Below are 18796 nucleotides of genomic sequence, written 5' to 3' on the forward strand. Positions count from 1 at the left end.
GAACAATGATAGGCAAATGGGCAAATAGACAAGACGTTAAATAATAACGACAAGACACAGGGATAGTTATGTTTTCTAAAATTCTAATCGCCAACCGTGGTGAAATTGCTTGCCGAGTGGCCGCGACTGCCAAGCGTCTGGGTGTCAGCACCGTCGCTGTTTATTCTGATGCGGATCGTGAGGCCAAGCATGTGGCTGTCTGTGATGAGGCTATCTATTTGGGCGGTTCGGCACCGAAAGACAGTTATCTAAAAGGCGATGCTATTATTGCTATCGCTAAGCAAACGGGCGCTCAAGCGATTCATCCAGGATATGGGTTTTTGAGCGAAAATGCAGATTTTGCGCAGGCTTGCCAAGATGCTGGTCTAGTATTTATCGGTCCATCAGCGGAAGCTATCCGTGCTATGGGCGGCAAGTCTGAGTCTAAGCGCTTAATGGAGTCAGCTGGTGTGCCGCTGATACCGGGCTATCATGGTGATAACCAAGACGCACAGTTTTTGCAGCAGCAGGCAGATGACATTGGCTATCCTGTCTTGATTAAAGCCAGTGCAGGTGGCGGCGGTAAAGGCATGCGTATCGTTGAAAAAAGCAGCGATTTTATTGACCTGTTAGACTCATGTCGCCGTGAAGCGATTACCAGTTTTGGCAATGATCAAGTATTGGTCGAAAAGTATGCGCTAAAACCACGTCATATCGAAATCCAAGTATTTGGCGATACGCACGGTAATTATGTGCATCTGTTTGAGCGTGATTGCTCAGTACAGCGTCGCCATCAAAAAGTACTAGAAGAAGCGCCTGCACCAGGTGTCGATACTGCCATGCGTGAAGCAATGGGCACAGCGGCAATCGAAGCAGCACGTGCGGTCGAGTACGTTGGTGCAGGTACGGTTGAATTCATCGTGGAGCAGCGTGAAGACTCTATGAATTTTTATTTCATGGAAATGAACACGCGCTTGCAGGTTGAGCATCCAGTCAGTGAAGCCATTACGGGTGTCGATTTGGTCGAGTGGCAGCTGTTGGTTGCAGCGGGTCAGCCATTGCCAAAAACACAAGACGATCTGGCTATCAACGGTCATGCAATTGAGGCACGTATCTGTGCCGAAAACCCTGACAATAATTTCTTGCCAGCGACAGGAACTTTATTCACTTATCAAAAGCCTGAGCATAGTACCTTCAACATTACTGATGTGCGTATCGATGATGGCGTACGAGAGGGTGATGTGATCAGTCCTTTTTACGATTCTATGATTGCTAAGCTTATCGTCCATGCTCCTACGCGCGAGCAAGCGTTGGCGAGACTTGATCGTGCATTAGCACAGACGCGTATCGTTGGTCTGCCAAACAACGTGGCATTTTTGCGTTATATTTTAAATACCGATTCATTTAGCAAAGCCAATCTTGATACCGCATTGATAGAGCGTGAGCAGGATAAGCTTTTTGACCAGCATCCGCTTGGATTATCGACGCTTGTGGTGACTGCTATTGCCCAGCAGCTTGCGAGCGAAGCGACCACGCAGGGCTCAGATCCATTTAGCAAGCCAACGGGTTTCCGTGCTTATAGCGATTATACTCGTTCATTTAGCTTGGTTTATGATGAGCAGGCTTATAGCGCTCGCATCAGTAATTGGCATAATGCGAGTTGTGCTGATAGCAAAAAAGGCAGCGATAATCTCAGTAGTTTTACGCTTGTCATTGGTAAAGAAATCGCAAATACGCAGGATGATAGCAATATCAATGTGGCTGCTCAGACCGAAACGGTTTATGAAGGTGAGGTCAACTATGATAGCAGTGACGCGCACAATCATACTTTATGGTTAGAGGGTGCACGTATCAGTGCCCAAAGCTGGGTAAATAACGAGACAGTCTACGTATTCACAGATAGCGGACGTGATGAAATTACGCTTATTGATATCATGGCACATGTGGGTGAAGACACAGCAGCGGTTGGCAGTTTAAAATCACCAATGCCAGGACAAGTGGTTGCATTCAAAGTAGCTGTTGGTGATACTGTGAAAAAAGGCGAACCACTTGCCGTTATCGAAGCCATGAAAATCGAACATACGATTACCGCACCGACAGATGGTGTGGTAGCAGAGCTATTATTTGCAGCAGGTGACTTGGTTGCTGATGGTGATGAGCTACTGCGCATCGATAGTGAGAGCGCATAGCTGACGAAGCCTAATAAAAAAGCCTCATCAAGCGCAAATAATAAAAAGGACGACAAGTATGAGCCATTCGTATCCAAGCCATGTCACCATTGTTGATGTCAGTCCACGTGATGGACTACAAAACGAATCCATGACGGTACCGACTGAGGTTAAGCAAACGCTCATTAATGATTTAATCGCGGCTGGTGTCAAAAAATTGGAAGCGACCAGTTTTGTTTCGCCAAAGTGGGTGCCACAAATGGGTGATAACAGCGCGTTGCTCGAAGCGCTAGTGCCTACGCGGCAGACGGACGTCTGCTACTCGGTACTCGTGCCCAATATGCGTGGCTTTGAAAATGCTATTTTGCATCGCCCTGATGAAATCGTCATCTTTGGCTCAGCCAGTGAAACTTTTAGTCAAAAAAACATCAATTGTAGTATCGATGAAAGTATTGAACGTTTTGCACCAGTGGCTGCGGCAGCAAAGGCGCAGGGTATAAAAGTACGCGGCGTGATCTCTTGTACGGTTGGCTGTCCTTATGAAGGCGAGATTGCCCCTAGCCAAGTAGCTTACGTCACCAAGCGATTGATTGAGATCGGTTCAGAGCAGATTGGCATTGCCGATACGATCGGTGTGGGTACACCGCTCAAAGTACAACGAGCGTTGCAAGCTGCACTGGAGTATGCTGATATCTCTATGCTATCGGGTCATTTTCATGATACTTATGGTCAAGCATTGAGCAATACTTTGGCTGCCTTACAAATGGGTGTTAGTGAGTTTGATACCTCTGTCGCCGGGTTAGGCGGTTGTCCTTATGCTAAAGGCGCAACGGGCAATGTCGCGACCGAAGATGTGGTGTATATGTTGCATGGTATGGGTATCAACACGGGTATCGATTTGGATAAATTGGTCGGGGCAGGTGAACGTATCAGTGAATTTTTAAAGCGACCAAATGGCTCAAACGTAGCACGTGCCATCATTAATAAACGTCAGTCTTAATTAGTATAGTCAATGCACTGTGAAGGTATGACAGCGTTAACTTCGTTTGAAGTATTCGATATACATCTACACTCGGTTGCCTTGTCACAGTTTCACATTGAGTTGACTATGACATTAAAAACGGTAGCAAAAATACAGTTACATTGGCTTTAAAAAACAGATTAAAATTCGAAAACTAAATATTAAAATACAAGGAATAGTTATGAGTTTACCTGGATTAAATTTTCAACTTGGCGAAGATATTGACGCGCTACGTGATGTCGTGCAGCAGTTTGCGGCAAACGAGATCGCTCCACGTGCTGCTGAGATTGATAGCAGTGATGAGTTTCCAATGGATCTGTGGCAAAAGATGGGTGACCTCGGTCTACATGGTATTACCGTTCCTGAAGAGTACGGCGGCTCCAACATGGGCTATGTTGCCCATATGGTCGCGATGGAAGAGATTAGCCGAGCTTCGGCATCGGTAGCGCTTAGCTATGGTGCGCACTCAAACCTATGTATTAACCAAGTCAAACGTAACGGCTCTGAGGCACAAAAGCAGAAATATCTGCCAAAGCTAATCAGCGGTGAATTCATCGGTGCACTGGCCATGAGTGAGACAGGCGCTGGCTCAGACGTCGTCAGTATGAAGCTAAAAGCTGAAGAAAAAGACGGCAGCTATATTTTAAACGGTAGCAAAATGTGGATCACCAATGGTCCTGATGCTGACGTAATGGTAGTCTATGCCAAGACCAATCCTGAATTAGGTGCTAAAGGCATGACGGCCTTTATCGTTGAAAAAGGTATGGAAGGCTTTGGTACCGCACAAAAGCTAGACAAGCTCGGCATGCGTGGTAGTCATACTGGTGAAATGACCTTTAATAATGTAAAAGTACCAAGCGAAAATATTTTAGGCGGTCTCAATGAGGGCGTTAAGGTACTGATGAGCGGCTTAGATTACGAGCGCGCTGTATTGGCTGCAGGTCCTATCGGTATCATGCAGGCAGTGATGGACAATGTGGTGCCTTATATCCATGATCGTAAACAGTTTGGTCAAGCGATTGGTGAGTTCCAGCTTATCCAAGGTAAAGTTGCGGACATGTATACAATACTGCAAGCAGGTCGTAGCTTCTTATATACCGTTGGCAAGAATTTGGACATGTTGGACGCGCGCGGTGCGGGTCATAGTCGAGAAGTGCGTAAAGATTGCGCCAGTGTGATTCTATGGTGTGCCGAAAAAGCCACATGGATGGCAGGCGAGGGCATTCAAATATTTGGCGGCAACGGCTATACCAATGAGTATCCACTTGGTCGCTACTGGCGTGATGCTAAGCTATATGAAATTGGCGCAGGTACCAGTGAAATTCGCCGTATGCTAGTCGGTCGTGAGCTGTTTAACGAAACCAAATAAGAAGTAGCTAATGACGCCTTAGCTATTTTCTAATATAAAATAAAAAAGCAGCACGTGTAAAACGTGCTGCTTTTTTTGTGTCAATATAACAATGTGCCAACGTGACAACGTGCTACTAAGTTACCTATTATCGACTACGATTTATTGCGATAATCAAAATACCTTGCCAAACCATTTAATAATAAATCATCACGTAAGCGCACTGGGCGATTAACATGCTGGGAGATAATGGCTGCATCTCCACCTGTCATAATCAACTCAAAGTTAGGATGACGATGGCTAATCTCATTGATCGCGCCGACGATAGAGAGCAAAACCCCTCGATGCACCGCGTCTTGAGTAGTCAAACCTTGACTGACGCTATCAAAAGTACCGTTCGAGATAGTGATTTGCTTAGTACCAGAGAACAGTGACTCACGTTGCAGGTAGATACTGGGGAAAATATAACCGCCCAAATGCTCAGCATGATCAATCAAATCAATGGTCACCGCTGTACCGCAACCAATCACACACTGGCGTTTTTTCTTATCGACCGCGCCCAGCATCTGTAGCCAACGATCACAGCCGAGCTGCTGATCATTGTAAGCACTTTTCATCAGCGCGTGCGCCGCATCGACATGGACAAACTCAAACGGAATATTCAAACGACTGAGCGTCTCTGATACTTTGGCATTGAGATTGTCACCCAATACTGATGAGATACCAATAAAGTCAGGCGCATAACGCTCAAAGCGATCCGTCAGACCCATAAGTAATTCGGCAGGCGCTTGCAAATGCTGCTTGGCATCATGCGCGACTATTTGTCCGATATCATCGGTTAGCCAGTATTTTAGGCGGGTATTTCCAAGATCAAGCCAGAGCATAAAAGTCCCTTTATATAGTGCTCGTTAATGATGGTGTTCATCAATATAGTTGTCTAAGCCTAATAAATAACGTCGATGCGTCCAGTAAAAAGCGTAGAAATCTTACCGCTATCTTGGCGCAATTGCAAACAGCCATGTGTGTCGACACCGCAAGCGATTCCCGTTATGACTTTTTCTTCGTTATTATAGTCCTGGGTGACGCGCAAATGTAGACCTGATAGCGCATCCATCGTCGCAAACTGCTCCAAAAAACTATCCAAATAATAAGTATGACCGGTTGGCTGCTCTATGCCCAAATGCTCAAAGCGTGTCATCGCCGCCATCAATGCTTTGCACATTTGCTGATAGAGCGTTGGTAGGTCTGGTAGGCTCGCAGATCGTGTCTCTAAAGGTAGCATCTCATTAATGTCTTGTAAGCTAATCGCTTGGTAGCTCATGCCCTCAGACGTTTGCGTAGTGAGCTTTGGTGCTGCCTGTACGTTTAAGCCAATGCCTAGCACCACACCGACCAACCTGCCAGCTTTAGTCACTGGCTCTATCAAAATTCCAGCCAGTTTATTAAATGGTAGCGTACGCTGATTTGCTACATCACTATTCAATGCTGATTCCAATACCGAGCTGTCCGTTATAGATTGTTCTTTAGATAGCTCTTTACATTGGCTCTGAGCTTGCTGATAAAAACCCAAGTCATTTGCCCATTTCACACCAATTGGCGTCATCCCTTGCGCTTGCAGTTGCTCGTTCAACATTTGAATGACGGGCATTTTTGCCAGCTCAAGACCAATGATGAGCGATAGCAAGCCACTGATTGGCATATGCACAGGATGATATAGCGACAGATAGACATTACCACGTGGTGATTGCCACGAGCGTCCGTGCTGTCCTCGACCTGCGCTTTGGGCTTCCGCGGTTAAAACGTGTACGGTGGCGACATCTAACGACCCGTTTTGCAAGGCTTCTATCAGCTCGCTATTGGTCGAGGCACTACTAGCCACATGACGGTGATTGAGCTCGGATAAATAGGTAGAAAAACTAGTGAGTGGCGGCATAAGTTTAGTCGATGTGGTTAAAGGAAACTTTGATATACTGAGCGATTGTTGCGGTCAGACAGTACCGAGTAAACAGCATAAAGGTCGCGTTGAGATTTGGCAAATACAATTAAGCACGCCTAAGCGCTAGTGAGTACTATAGTGCCAGTCAGTATTATAAAAGGTTCGTTCTATGATGTTATATGTGTGGTTTGTGATTGCAGGCGCGTTTGCGGGTGTCAGCGCGGGCTTGTTTGGCGTCGGCGGTGGCATGATTATCGTGCCCGCATTGGTCTGGATTTTTACCGCTTATGACTTTTCGCCAGAAGTAATCACCCATCTGGCCATTGGGACGTCATTGGCGACCATCGTTGTGACCTCAATCAGCTCACTGACTGCCCATAACAAGCGCGGCGGCGTGCGCTGGGAAGTATGGCGCAAGATGGCGCTTGGGTTGGTCATCGGTAGTTTGGTTGGCGCTGGTATCGCGGATATGATTGATGGACAGGCACTACAGGCTATCATTGGTTTCGGTGCGCTATTGGTCGCTCTAAAAATGCTGTTCTTTTCGAATAAAGAACAAGTGGGTAAACCGTTACCATCGGCTGGTGTACAGTTTGGTGCCGGTACTGGCATTGGTATGGCGTCCTCTATTTTTGGCATTGGCGGCGGCAGTCTAACCGTACCGTTCTTAAATTGGGCAGGGCTGCCGATGAAACAATCGGTCGGCACATCAGCGGCATGCGGTCTACCAATTGCATTGGCTGGGGCGGCAGGGTTTGCTTGGTTCGGTCAAGACGTGGTTAATCTGCCCGAGGGTACGATAGGGTTTGTCCATGTCACAGGATTCTTGTTTATTTCAGTCGCCAGCTTTGCCATGGCAAAAGTTGGCGCCAAGCTTGCCCATATCTTACCTGCGCTGATGCTTAAGCGCGCGTTTGGCGTGTTGTTAATATTTGCTGGAGGGCAGTTGTTATTGAGTGGATTAGGTGTTTTATAGCAATAATGAGTTTTTATAAAATTAGTATGCAAACCGTGAGACATTATTAGTATGAAAGCTGCAGAAAAATACCGCCGTGTTTTCGGCTCAATGAATCATCTAAAAGACCAGTTATCATGGACGACAGGTCTCTCTAATATGGTAGAGTTTTTGGCATGGGAGCCGCAGCGCATTTTAGGCATCACTAAAAAGCAATACGTACGCCAAATCATCGAATGGGTCGCCCACCCAGATTTGAAAGATAAAAATATAGAAGAGATTGAGCAATCAGTCATCAAAAAGCTCAATACAAAAATGAATGAAACTGAGCAGCTAGAGACGTATTCAACGCAGACGATGGGTATCTGTAATGCGAGAGAAGCCGTGCGCCGCGTAACGTTCTTTTCTGAAGACTATCTCAATAAAGAGTTCGATATCTTTTTGAGTTTGTGCAGTGATGTTTATCTGAACTTATTTTATCAGCAATTTATAGCCTTTGAGACAAGCGGCTCATGGTCGACACATGGCAACAGCGGCATGTTTGAAAACAGTACAGAGCTAAAAGCAATGTATATGGACAACCTAGCCTATAACCATCAGGCGAATGTGCTGATAGCCAATGAGTTAAAACTCGTTGGTCGGAAAAACCCAGACCCAATCCTAAAGTATTGTTTGATGTATGAGCACTTATTAGAAAAAGGCTTTATCGATAAAGGGGCAAAGTTTTTGCTGTTATTTATCGGTGGTGACGCGCTAAAGCAAAACAAGCAAACGCTCGTAGATCGGGAGCTGGCTCTGTGTCATAAACGGCCAAGGAAGTATCAGCATTTGCTAAGACCAGAGCTGTTAGAGATAGTCGATCATTTAGAAGTGGCAAGTATCTCTTGGTCAGCCTTTATCGAGTTTAATAATCGCTACTTAGCAGAAAATAACGTCTGCCAAGTGGAGCAAAAACTGCTACGAGGGTTCCATCAGAGCCTTGAATCAAAATCGTTTATGCACTTAGCCGTTTAACCCTAAAAACCCAGCACAATTTCAGGTAGAATAGCCGCCTGTTTTTGCTAAGTTTATTGACTCTTCATGCGTTTAAAATCTCTAAAGCTGGCAGGCTTCAAATCCTTTGCCAATCCAACCACTTTTACTTTTCGTCATGGTATCACCGCCATCGTCGGGCCGAACGGCTGTGGCAAATCGAATGTGATTGATGCTATCCGCTGGGTGCTGGGCGAAACCTCAGCCAAGCAGTTACGCGGCGGGGCGATGAGTGATGTTATCTTTGCCGGTACGCAGGATAAGACAGCCAAAAGCGTCGCCAGTGTTGAGCTTACATTTGAGCATACCCAAGATGAGCAGACTGGTATTCGCCACGAGTTTAACTTGTACCAAGAGTTATCGGTTCGCCGTCAGGTAAATAAGGATGGCCGCTCAGATTATTTTATCAATGGCACGCGTTGTCGTCGCCGTGATGTGGTCGATGTGTTTTTAGGTACAGGGCTGGGTGCACGTAGCTATGCGGTAATTGAGCAAGGCATGATTGGGCGCATCGTTGAGTCTAGTCCTGTGCAGTTGCGTGAGTTTATTGAAGAGGCGGCAGGTGTCTCGCGCTATCAGGCTCGCCGTGAAGAAACACAGAAGAAGTTAGAGAAGACAAGGGACAATCTAGCGCGTCTGCACGATATGCAAAGCGAGTTACTGCGTCAACAAAAGACACTGTCTAAACAGGCAGCTAGCGCACAGCGTTACGAAGAGCTCGCCTTAACACTAGCTGATATCGAGCAGCAGCTTGCCATCCAACAGCTCTATCAATCCAAGCAAACGCATCAACAGCAGAAAGTAGCGCATGAACGTAGTGCTACGGAGGTGTCGACACTTCAAGCTGACTACGACACGCTCAAAGCTCAGCAAGACAAGCTCACTGCGCGTATCAATCAAGAGCAATGGCTCAAAGACGATGCCCAAAGCGCTCACTATCAGCAGCAGCTCGGCTATCAACAAGCGGAACATAAGCTAAGTGATGCTAAGTCACAGCTAGCTACTATTGAGCAGCAACTGTCTGGCTTGGCTCAGCAGCGTGCGCAATCACTCGCTGATATCGAACGGCTCAACGCTGAACAAGCTGAGCAGAATCAAGCGTTAGAAGCGTTACGTCCGCAGCTTATTGAGCTGACAGACAAACGCGATAACTGTAAGCGTAATGAGCAGCCACTACAACGCGCGTGGCACGAAGCGCAAAATAATCTGTCACGCTTACAAGATAAAGCCCGTTCGCTTGAGCAGCAGCAAGCTATTAACGCTCAAGCACAAAAGCGTCATCAGCAAAGCTATGATAAATGGCAGCGCCGCGAGCAAAACTGGCAAAACCTATGGCTGCAATTACAGCAGTCTATAACGCCATCTGCATCTGACAGTACTGATGTGAGTAAGACGGATGGTGTGCAAGATTTAAGTCAACTGCTAGAACAGCAAGTCACTGAGCTAAGCATGCAGTTGCAGCAGGTTGAGCGTCAACGTGAAGCCGTCGATGAACGATTGTCCGAGATACAACCGCAAGCGCATAGCTTGCAGCAGAAATTAAACGCACAGCAGAGCGAGCTGAGCGACAATGAAAAGCGTCATGCGCTACTGGCAGGCGAATACGATACTCTGCATCAGATACTGCATCCGAAACCTAAACAACAGCAATCAGCAAAGTCGAAAGTTACCGCGACAGATAGGACGGATAACAATGGCACACATCATCAGCCGTTAGCGATTGCAACATTGCGTGAGCAGATTGAGCTAAGTGCCAAAGGGCAGGAGTATGCGCCGCTACTCGATAGTATCTTGGCATTATGGCTAGACAGCCATGTGCTGACATCTAATCCACAAGCTAACCAACAAGCTAATCAAATCAAGCAATCAGACGTTAACAACGCTAATAGCATTTCTCAGAAAACTGATAGCCTCTGGCAAGCGCTTGAACATGACATTGCAGGTTTATTGACTTATCAGACGGCACAAAATACACCTGACAGTGCAAAAGATAAAGCTCTAGTAGAGAAGACAGGTCATAGCTTATGGTTACCTACTGCGCAAAGTGCTATTAGTGACCAAGAATTTGTCAGCGAATTGCCAGACAATTTGATTGATAAAGTATTGCCATTATCGCAGTTGATTACTCAGCCGCTACTCTCGATATGGCAGCAGTGCTATATATATACGGCGCAGTTTGAGACCAGTGAGCAGCATGAGATCGATACTCTTGCTGATGTACTAAAGTCATTACCACTATCCGCTATCCTACTTACCGCAGATGGTTGGCTGATCAGTCGTCATGGAACGATTAATTTAAGCAAATTCGCTGGTGCACAGGATGAGCAAAACGATAGCAATAGCCAATTCCTCACGCAGCGCTTGCAACAGCGTACGCGTTTGCAAACGTTAGAAGACTTGCTTGATGAGTTTGAAACCAAAATACAAGATCAGCAAAAATCTATTGTAAAAGACCAGCGCGATTATGATGCGTTAATAGTTAGCTTGGAAGAAACGCGTGCGCAAGCTGAGCAGTTAACCCGTGATAAGCATAAATACCAGCAGCAATTAACCACCGAGAGAGCCAACGCCGAGCGCTTGCAAGCGGATAGCCAGCGTCTGAACGCTGATAAAGCAACGCTTGAGCAGGAAAAGCAAGAACTGATGCAAGAGCAACAGACGCTTGAGCAAGAACAACAGCACATTGAAAGCGAGACTGCTACGCTAACGCCGCAAATAGTAGAAGCACGAGCGACAACTCAGCAACTGCAAGCTGAGCGCAGCGAGCTAAACCGCGCGCGTCAAGCTGATGATGATGCGTGGCAAGCATTGCAGCTGCGTATTCAGCAGTATGAGATGCGCTTGGAGCATAGTGTTAGCAGTCTGGCTCGTGCGACTGAGCAACATAACAAGTCGTTAGAGAATGAGCAAAGTTTACAGACGCGTCACGATCAGCAGCAGGCCAAATTGCCAGAGCTACAAGCAGCGCTACAGTCTGCACAGGTAACGCGCGATGAGCAGCAAGTGCTATTGAACGAGCGTGATACTGCGCTAATGGCATTAAAACAAACGTACGCTGAGCAGCAGACAGCATTTGATACATTGCAAAATACGTTACAAACGCAGCAAAGCGAGCTTGCCCGTCATGCTACTGAATTGGCACTGAGTGCAGCGCGCTTGGAAGATGCTAGCGCACACACACAGAACGCTTTAGATGCTTATTATCGTGTAAGTCATAAATATAAAGCGCAAGCAGAGCAACCACAACAAAGCATGAGCGTCTCAAACTTGCTAGCAGATTTCATCGCTCATGATCGCCGCGTCCGTCCAGACAAAATCGCTGAGCTAGAGTCCGAGCGAGCTAAGTTAACTCAGCAATTGAGTAAGATTGGACCAGTCAATTTGGCTGCGGTCGCAGAGTTGGCCGAAGTGAACGAACGCCTAGAGCCACTCGCACAGCAGACGGCAGATATCGCGGACAGTATGCAGACATTGACTGAAGCGATTGCCTCTATTGATGAGACGACCAAGACACTGTTTATGCAGACACTTGATGCGGTAAACAATGAGCTTGCCAATTTATTTGCCAAAGTCTTTGGCGGTGGACAGGCTAGCCTGACGTTGAACACTGACGAGATGCCAGCCAATACGCCAAAGTCAGAACAGTGGCGGGCAGGGCTTACCTTAATGGCGCAGCCGAAGGGTAAACGTAACAGTCGCTTAGCGGTACTATCGGGTGGTGAAAAAACCCTTACTGCATTGAGTTTGATTTTTGCGATATTTAAGCAGCATCCTGCACCGTTCTGTGTGCTTGATGAAGTCGATGCACCGCTTGATGATGCCAACGTTGCGCGCTTTACCAGTCTCATTCATGAGCTAGCAGATGACTTGCAGTTTATCTTTATCAGTCATAATAAACTGACGATGCAAATTGCTGATGAGCTAAAAGGTATCACTATGCCAAGTGCAGGCATTTCTACACTAGTCAGTGTGTCACTCGATGAAGCTGCGCGTTACGTAGAGAGCTAAGTGTGAAACAGCCGACACTAAAAGTGCTATGAGAATCAGCGCGATGCAAATATAATCAATCAATTGGCATAAATGCAAATAAGCTTGACCTCAGTCCAGCATACTGGTTATAAAGTACACAATGTGGTGACGATATAGGTCAGCCATGCTAGAATATTGCCATTTATGCTCGTTTGTGTATTCCCTTTTGTTATATATACTAGGATGTATTTATCATGACCGTTATTCAGTTTATATTGATTGCCATTGCCGCGTTTATCGTGCTCGCAGGGCTGTTTATGGTCATTCGTAGCTTTAAGCGCCGCGGTGCTACTGAAGCTGCTGCGGTCAATTATGATAAAAATGGTATTCCCATCATACCGCGTCACGAGCGCAACATCGTTGATCAGCCAGACCTTGATGATACGGTCGCAGGCGAGACGAGCATCGGTCCAGATCGTAGCTACTTGGATGCCGTGGTTGAAGAAGAGCCATTGACGCAATCGCATACCAACGTTGATGCCCAGCTAACGGCTGAGCGTGACCATGTAGCAGCTGACGACCATGACGTCATCGATGAAGCCGACTACGCGCGCTGGCAAGAAGAGCAACGCCGTGCCGATAGTGCTGAGTTTGTAGAAGTCGCCGATCAGATGCATATCGAGCAAGAGCCTGATGCGTTCTCTAGCCTAATGTCAGCGACTGATAGCCTGATGCCAACCATTGATACGGCAGAAGAGCCAAGCTTCGATGACAACAGCCCGATACTGGATCAGCATCTATCAGAGTCAGGTGATGACGCGCAAAATGGTCCTTTGATTAATGCCAAAGACAATATCAATATTACCATCTTGCCGCACCAATATCGTGACCGCCCAGCGGCGATTATTCGTGGTCGTGACTTGCTAGCATTGATTGATAAATACGGTCTACGCTATGGCGCGATGAATATGTTCCATCGCTATGAGCAGAAAGACGGCACGGGTATGTTGTGGTTTAGCATGATGGGCATCACTGATAGCGGTATCGCGCCGTTTGATCCGCATAGTGTCGCGACCAACACTTATAACGGTGTCGTCGTGTTCTTATCACTTCCGCATCCACAGGCCGTGCGCAGCTTTGATAGTATGATGAGCATTGCTTATATGATGGCGAGCGATCTGGACGCGATTATGCTTGATGAAGAGAACGAACCAATCACGCCTGAATACAAGCAGCAGCTACGTAATCAAGTTCGTGATTATGAGGGTTAGCAGCTCAAAAGCTACGAAAGTTAAAAGCTGATTAATAGCAGAAATCATAAAAAAGGCAAATAGCGATTAACGTTATTTGCCTTTTTTAATGGGCTATAGTTTCTGCGAAATGCTAACCATAGTAGACTGAGCAAGCCTGACATGGTATTTGATTTATATAGGATTGACTATACCGAGCTTCCTACAAACTTGTTATCATATCGACATCTTGAATTGCAAAAAAGACGCCGACTATGACTGACTCTACCTCATCAAATAATTCTAAAAACTCATCTACTCAAGTAGAAAACCAAGCGCCTGCCACATCTAATACATCCAGTCCGACCGACAGTAGTACCAATAATAGTGCAGAGATTGTCTCAAAAATGCGTGCGCTTATTGAAGCGATTAAGACGCATAACTATGCCTATTATGTGCTCGATAATCCAATATTAGAAGACAGCGAATACGACCAATTACGTCGCTCGTTGCTTGAGATCGAAGAAGAATATCCAGATTTGGTGCAGCCTGATAGCCCAATTAATCAAGTCGGCGATATGCCGCTATCAGCCTTTACCCAAGTCACGCATGACATTCCGATGCTATCGCTAGGCAATGTATTTGAATATGATGATTTGCGCGATTTTATGCGCCGCGTCAATGATCGCCTAAGTGACTCGCAGCAAAACCCTGAATATGAGATGGAACTAAAGCTTGACGGACTGGCCGTCTCACTGAAGTATGAGCATGGTAAATTTGTCCAAGCGGTCACGCGAGGTGATGGGCAGACGGGTGAAGATATTACCCAGAATGCCAAAACCATTCGTAACCTGCCACTATGGATAGCCGATGCTGCTGATATTGAGTTGCTAGAAGTGCGTGGTGAAGTATTGATGCCAAAGGCGGGGTTTGAGCGGCTTAATCGTCTAGCAGAAGAGAACGAAGGTAAAACCTTTGCCAATCCGCGCAATGCCGCTGCTGGTAGCTTACGTCAGTTAGATCCAGCCATTGCTGCTAGTCGTCCATTGGCATTCTACGGCTATTCGGTCAATCAGGGTTTGCCAGATACTATCGATACCCAATCAGGGGCGTTGGCGTGGCTCACTGAGCTTGGATTTACGGTCAGCGCTGTAGAAGTGGTAGCAAATCCACGCGCCGCGCAGACCTATTATGAGTCAGTGATAGAAGGGCGTAGCGATCTGCCATTTGAGATTGATGGCATGGTAATTAAGGTAAACAGCCTTGCGTTACAGCAGCAACTTGGCTACCTATCACGCGAGCCACGCTGGGCAACTGCCTATAAATTCCCTGCCGAGACTGTGATGACACGTCTCAACGATATCGAGTGGCAAGTCGGCCGTACAGGTCAAATCACACCAGTCGGTAAGCTTGAACCTGTCAAAGTTGGCGGCGTCACTGTCAGCAATGTCACCTTGCATAACTTTGGCGAGATTCAGCGGTTAGATGTGCGCGCAGGCGATACGGTCAGCGTTCACCGTGCAGGCGATGTCATCCCCAAGGTCACTCGTGTCTGGCACGATCAGCGCCCAGCTGATAGCGAGCCAGTCACGCTACCCTCTACTTGTCCTGTCTGCGACTCCCCTGTAGTGCTGCCAGAAGATGAAGCATTGGCGCGCTGTACGGGCGGACTGTTTTGCCCAGCGCAGCAGCAAGAAGCACTTATTCATTTTGTCTCGCGTCGTGCGATGGATATCGATGGGCTTGGTGCGAGTTGGCTCATTAGCTTCTTTGAGCATGGTCTGGTCAAAACCGTCGCTGATATCTATCAGTTGCACAATCATGCAGATGAGATGGTCACCTTTGAAAAACTGGGTGAAAAATCGGTACAAAATATTATCAACGCTATTGAAGCCAGCAAGCATACGACGTTGGCTCGCTTTATCTATGCACTTGGCATCCGCGGTGTTGGTGAAGGCACAGCACAGAACTTTGCTCAGCAATTTGGTGATTTAGATAGTCTGATGGCGGCCAGTATTGAGACCTTGATAAAAACGCCAGATGTTGGAGAAATCACTGCCGAGCTGACCTATAAATTCTTCCGTGCGCCGCACAATATTGAAGTCATCATGGCACTACGTGAAGCTGGTGTTTATTGGGATAAGGTCGAGCAGGTCGCCTCAGAAGGTCTACCACTCGATGGGCAAACGTGGGTCATCACAGGCGCGCTCGATAGCATGGCGCGTGATGAAGCCAAAGCCAAACTACAAGCACTGGGTGCAAAAGTCTCGGGCAGCATCTCGGCAAAAACCACTGCGCTACTGGCAGGTGATAAGGCTGGCTCTAAACTGACCAAAGCAGAAAAACTAGGCGTCAAAATTGTAGCTGAGGAAGAGTTTTTGACGATGGTTGGGGAGTAGATTTAGCTTCAACTGAGATTTATAGATGCGCTGGGCGCTACCACTTGCAAACATTGGATGATGCTATGAAAACAATAATACAAGAGGCCAGCCAGCGCGAAATTGGTTGTTTTGTTAAAGGAACATCAGTCAGAGTAGAGGGTCCAAATAGGTTTAGCTACAAACCGATACAAGATATCGAAGTGGGTGACAAAGTACTATCAGCACCTGAAAATGGTATCGGAGAGCCTGTCTTTAAAAGAGTGACCAAAGCCTTTAAATTTGAAGACAAAGAGATATGGTACGTTGGATTTATTGACATCACGCGCCCAGCTCTAACAGATGTAAGAGATATAGAGGATATCCATTATGCAATGTTACCAAACCATGTTGGTGTTACGCCTAACCACCCCTTTATTGTCGTGGGTAAAGGATATCATACTGACCGAGATCGTTCGCTCGTTGGCCCGCCAGAGGATTTAGCGTTGTTTGATATACCTGAATGGAGACGTGCAGATCAGCTAACGTTTGGGGATATACTAGTGAATCCAGAAAATGGCAATCATTATGCAGTGATAGCTGCTAAACCATTATACCAGTACGGGAGTGATCAGGTCGGTAATATGGCATGGATGCATGCCACACCTTATTATACTCATGCTGTGGAAGATATTGAAGGTATGGAGGAAAGCCTAAGTAAAGGCACGCTATTTGATATGGACAATATTCGTAAAACTTTTGGTCAGTTTCAAAAAACGGATATTTCTTGCGATAACTACAATATCACCACTCATGATGATGGTACAAAGTCTTATATTCCTTATACTACCACAGTATATAACCTTGAAGTTGAGGACTATCACACCTACTGTGTTGGTGGTGTTGATCAAATTATGGTTCACAATACCAACTGTGGCGGTGAACAACCAAGTGGCTAGATTGCGTTTGTACACCCTTATAACGACATTTTTAAAGATTTTTGATTATTGCTGAGATTTCAAATAACCCTTTCTGTTTACCCAACAGTCATTAAAATAAAAAGCGTGCGTTACCCCAGTGTACATTTTGTCAGTTTACTTTAGTACCAAATAAATACTCATAGGCTTCATCTATAACTGAAAGCATCTCTGCTGTCTTCATCTTGATCACTTTTACTGACCAATAATGTTCATCGAAATATTTCGGTTGTTTAGGCGACTTATCAGCATTAAAAAATCTTTCATATTCTTTTAAATCATCAGGATAATCGTCTAAATTTTTAGGATTACGATGTATATGAATGATGACGAGTTTGGTTTCATCTTTATGGTTGATAATAAACGGGTACCACCCTTTGTCTCCATATTCATGTGGCTCTATATCCCAAAGATGGTCTACAAAATTTTCAAAATCAAAGTAGCTATCATCGTACAAGCTCTCTTCGTATTCTTCGATTTTATTCGGCGTGTACAGTGTCGGTTGAAGACCTAACCTTATACGCTCTTCTACTTTCCACTCAGAGAAATATTGTTTTGCTAAGGTAATCATTAATTCTTTATCGCTTAGATGAAATAATGCAGGTGACTGGCTCTCGAAAATATCTCTATCAGTAAGAGGAGTTACAAATATGCTTTTCATATTGTAAGCCAGATGTGGTGGAATCATCTGTATATCGATACATAGATTAAGACTATAAAAGTCTGCTGTTAGATGCTCAATGACAATAGCAAAATTGCTATATGTACCATCACATGTAATTCCTGGATTTCCAAATATCATTTTTCACCTTATTTTAGCAAAGGAACACAAGCATTTTGAAAGATAACTCCTTCTAACTTATGGAAAATCTGAGATCGTCATTGCTCTCTTAACTTCTACTCCGCCATCTCACCATGCGCTTTCACTTCACCTTTCTTACCATCTGGCTGAATCACGATAGGCAGCACTAACCCTTTGGCAAAGTCATCAGACAGCACATAATCATAGCGGCTTGCAGCGACGTCAGGCGTGGTATGAATGATAAGCGTCATCTCATTGCCATCGGTTAGCTCGTGCGAGACATAGGTTTCGCTGAGTTGATCTAATGCTTTCGATAGTGCCTCGTTACTTGCCATGCTCACCGTCAGATTATGCTGCGCGGTCGCAGCGTCCACTTTGAAGTAATCTGCATAGTCTCGGACGTTTTGACTATCAATCGCAAACGGATACTTATAGTTGGTAGGGTCAGCAGGCTTTGTACCGCTATCTACCAGTGACCAGTCGATGGTGTCGGCTGCCGATGCAGTTGGATCTGTTGCTGTCTCCGCAGTTTGCTCAGCGGTATCGACAGAATCGGTAGCATTGTCGCAGCCTGTTAGCGCCCACATGCTTGCCGTTGCAATTACCATCATACTTATCAGACGCTTTGCCATCGAGTTACCCTTTTGATTGTTGGTCATGATTGATTTGCTCTACCTGCTATTTTGACAGCTTTCTTTATGCTTCTCTAGCGAAATACATTAGATGGCAAGTTTTGATATAGTCCAATCCTCTATAAAAGAATGACAGCGTTAACCTCGCTTGCAGTATCACAATGATTACTGCGCTCGGCTGCCTTGTAATACTTTTAAATTGAATCAACTATATAGTCAAGTCTATATAAATCCGCTATATCGTCATCCTTGCTAAGCATACTAATGTATAACTTGCACTCGGTTTCCTTGTATCGAGATTATATTGAACTGACTATACAACCGTCTATCTGATGCTGATTTCCATAGCCATCTTTATACGCGTATCAAACGAACACGCATAAAAAAGCAG

Annotated in this window: 13 protein-coding genes; 9 read left to right on the top strand and 4 right to left on the bottom strand. The window is 45.9% G+C overall.

The annotated features are described in order from the left end of the window. Positions 1-68 precede the first annotated feature (68 nt). The 3 genes from SJY28_RS05415 to SJY28_RS05425 all read left to right on the top strand — a co-directional run bounded on the left by SJY28_RS05415 (position 69) and on the right by SJY28_RS05425 (position 4537). Positions 69-2168, top strand: coding sequence for an acetyl/propionyl/methylcrotonyl-CoA carboxylase subunit alpha (locus SJY28_RS05415; RefSeq protein WP_379543734.1), 2100 nt, complete (start codon positions 69-71; stop codon positions 2166-2168). 58 nt (positions 2169-2226) lie between these two features. Beyond that, a complete protein-coding gene (locus tag SJY28_RS05420; protein WP_379543735.1) occupies positions 2227-3147 on the top strand; it encodes a hydroxymethylglutaryl-CoA lyase in 921 nt (306 codons plus the stop codon). A 202-nt stretch (positions 3148-3349) separates the two neighbouring features. Further along, positions 3350-4537, top strand: a complete 1188-nt coding sequence (locus SJY28_RS05425; RefSeq protein WP_379543736.1) for an isovaleryl-CoA dehydrogenase — start codon at positions 3350-3352, stop codon at positions 4535-4537. 134 nt (positions 4538-4671) lie between these two features. On the opposite strand, the gene SJY28_RS05430 is transcribed toward SJY28_RS05425, so the two are convergent. Both SJY28_RS05430 and SJY28_RS05435 read right to left on the bottom strand, forming a co-directional pair. Continuing rightward, positions 4672-5400 (bottom strand): pantothenate kinase, encoded by a 729-nt coding sequence (locus SJY28_RS05430; RefSeq protein ID WP_379543737.1) that lies wholly within the window; start codon positions 5398-5400, stop codon positions 4672-4674. Positions 5401-5459: 59 nt separating this feature from the next. Further along, the gene (locus SJY28_RS05435; RefSeq protein WP_379543738.1) at positions 5460-6449 is read right to left on the bottom strand and encodes a biotin--[acetyl-CoA-carboxylase] ligase; all 990 of its coding nucleotides are present in this window, start codon (positions 6447-6449) and stop codon (positions 5460-5462) included. Positions 6450-6624: 175 nt separating this feature from the next. On the opposite strand from SJY28_RS05435, the gene SJY28_RS05440 reads away from it, so the two are divergent. The 6 genes from SJY28_RS05440 (at position 6625) to SJY28_RS05465 (ending at position 16953) form a co-directional block, all read left to right on the top strand. Then, positions 6625-7428, top strand: coding sequence for a sulfite exporter TauE/SafE family protein (locus SJY28_RS05440; protein WP_379544928.1), 804 nt, complete (start codon positions 6625-6627; stop codon positions 7426-7428). 51 nt (positions 7429-7479) lie between these two features. Then, positions 7480-8421, top strand: coding sequence for a hypothetical protein (locus SJY28_RS05445; protein ID WP_379543739.1), 942 nt, complete (start codon positions 7480-7482; stop codon positions 8419-8421). A 66-nt stretch (positions 8422-8487) separates the two neighbouring features. Next, positions 8488-12447: an AAA family ATPase gene (locus tag SJY28_RS05450; protein WP_379543740.1), complete on the top strand. Its 3960-nt coding sequence runs from the start codon at positions 8488-8490 to the stop codon at positions 12445-12447. A 215-nt stretch (positions 12448-12662) separates the two neighbouring features. Continuing rightward, positions 12663-13679, top strand: coding sequence for a cell division protein ZipA C-terminal FtsZ-binding domain-containing protein (locus SJY28_RS05455; RefSeq protein ID WP_191114706.1), 1017 nt, complete (start codon positions 12663-12665; stop codon positions 13677-13679). Between the two features lie 365 nt (positions 13680-14044). Next, positions 14045-16036: an NAD-dependent DNA ligase LigA gene (gene ligA, locus SJY28_RS05460; RefSeq protein ID WP_379544930.1), complete on the top strand. Its 1992-nt coding sequence runs from the start codon at positions 14045-14047 to the stop codon at positions 16034-16036. A gap of 65 nt (positions 16037-16101) precedes the next feature. Continuing rightward, positions 16102-16953 carry a hypothetical protein gene (locus tag SJY28_RS05465; RefSeq protein WP_379543741.1) on the top strand — a complete coding sequence of 284 codons (852 nt, stop codon included), beginning with the start codon at positions 16102-16104 and terminating at the stop codon, positions 16951-16953. Between the two features lie 130 nt (positions 16954-17083). Here SJY28_RS05465 and SJY28_RS05470 read toward each other — a convergent pair whose 3' ends face one another. Together SJY28_RS05470 and SJY28_RS05475 are read right to left on the bottom strand one after the other, a co-directional pair. Next, positions 17084-17773, bottom strand: coding sequence for a hypothetical protein (locus SJY28_RS05470; protein WP_379543742.1), 690 nt, complete (start codon positions 17771-17773; stop codon positions 17084-17086). A 95-nt stretch (positions 17774-17868) separates the two neighbouring features. Further along, positions 17869-18432, bottom strand: coding sequence for a hypothetical protein (locus SJY28_RS05475; RefSeq protein ID WP_379543743.1), 564 nt, complete (start codon positions 18430-18432; stop codon positions 17869-17871). Positions 18433-18796: the final 364 nt, after the last annotated feature.

The organism is Psychrobacter sp. R86515 (genome assembly GCF_042466315.1).
GTDB lineage: Bacteria > Pseudomonadota > Gammaproteobacteria > Pseudomonadales > Moraxellaceae > Psychrobacter.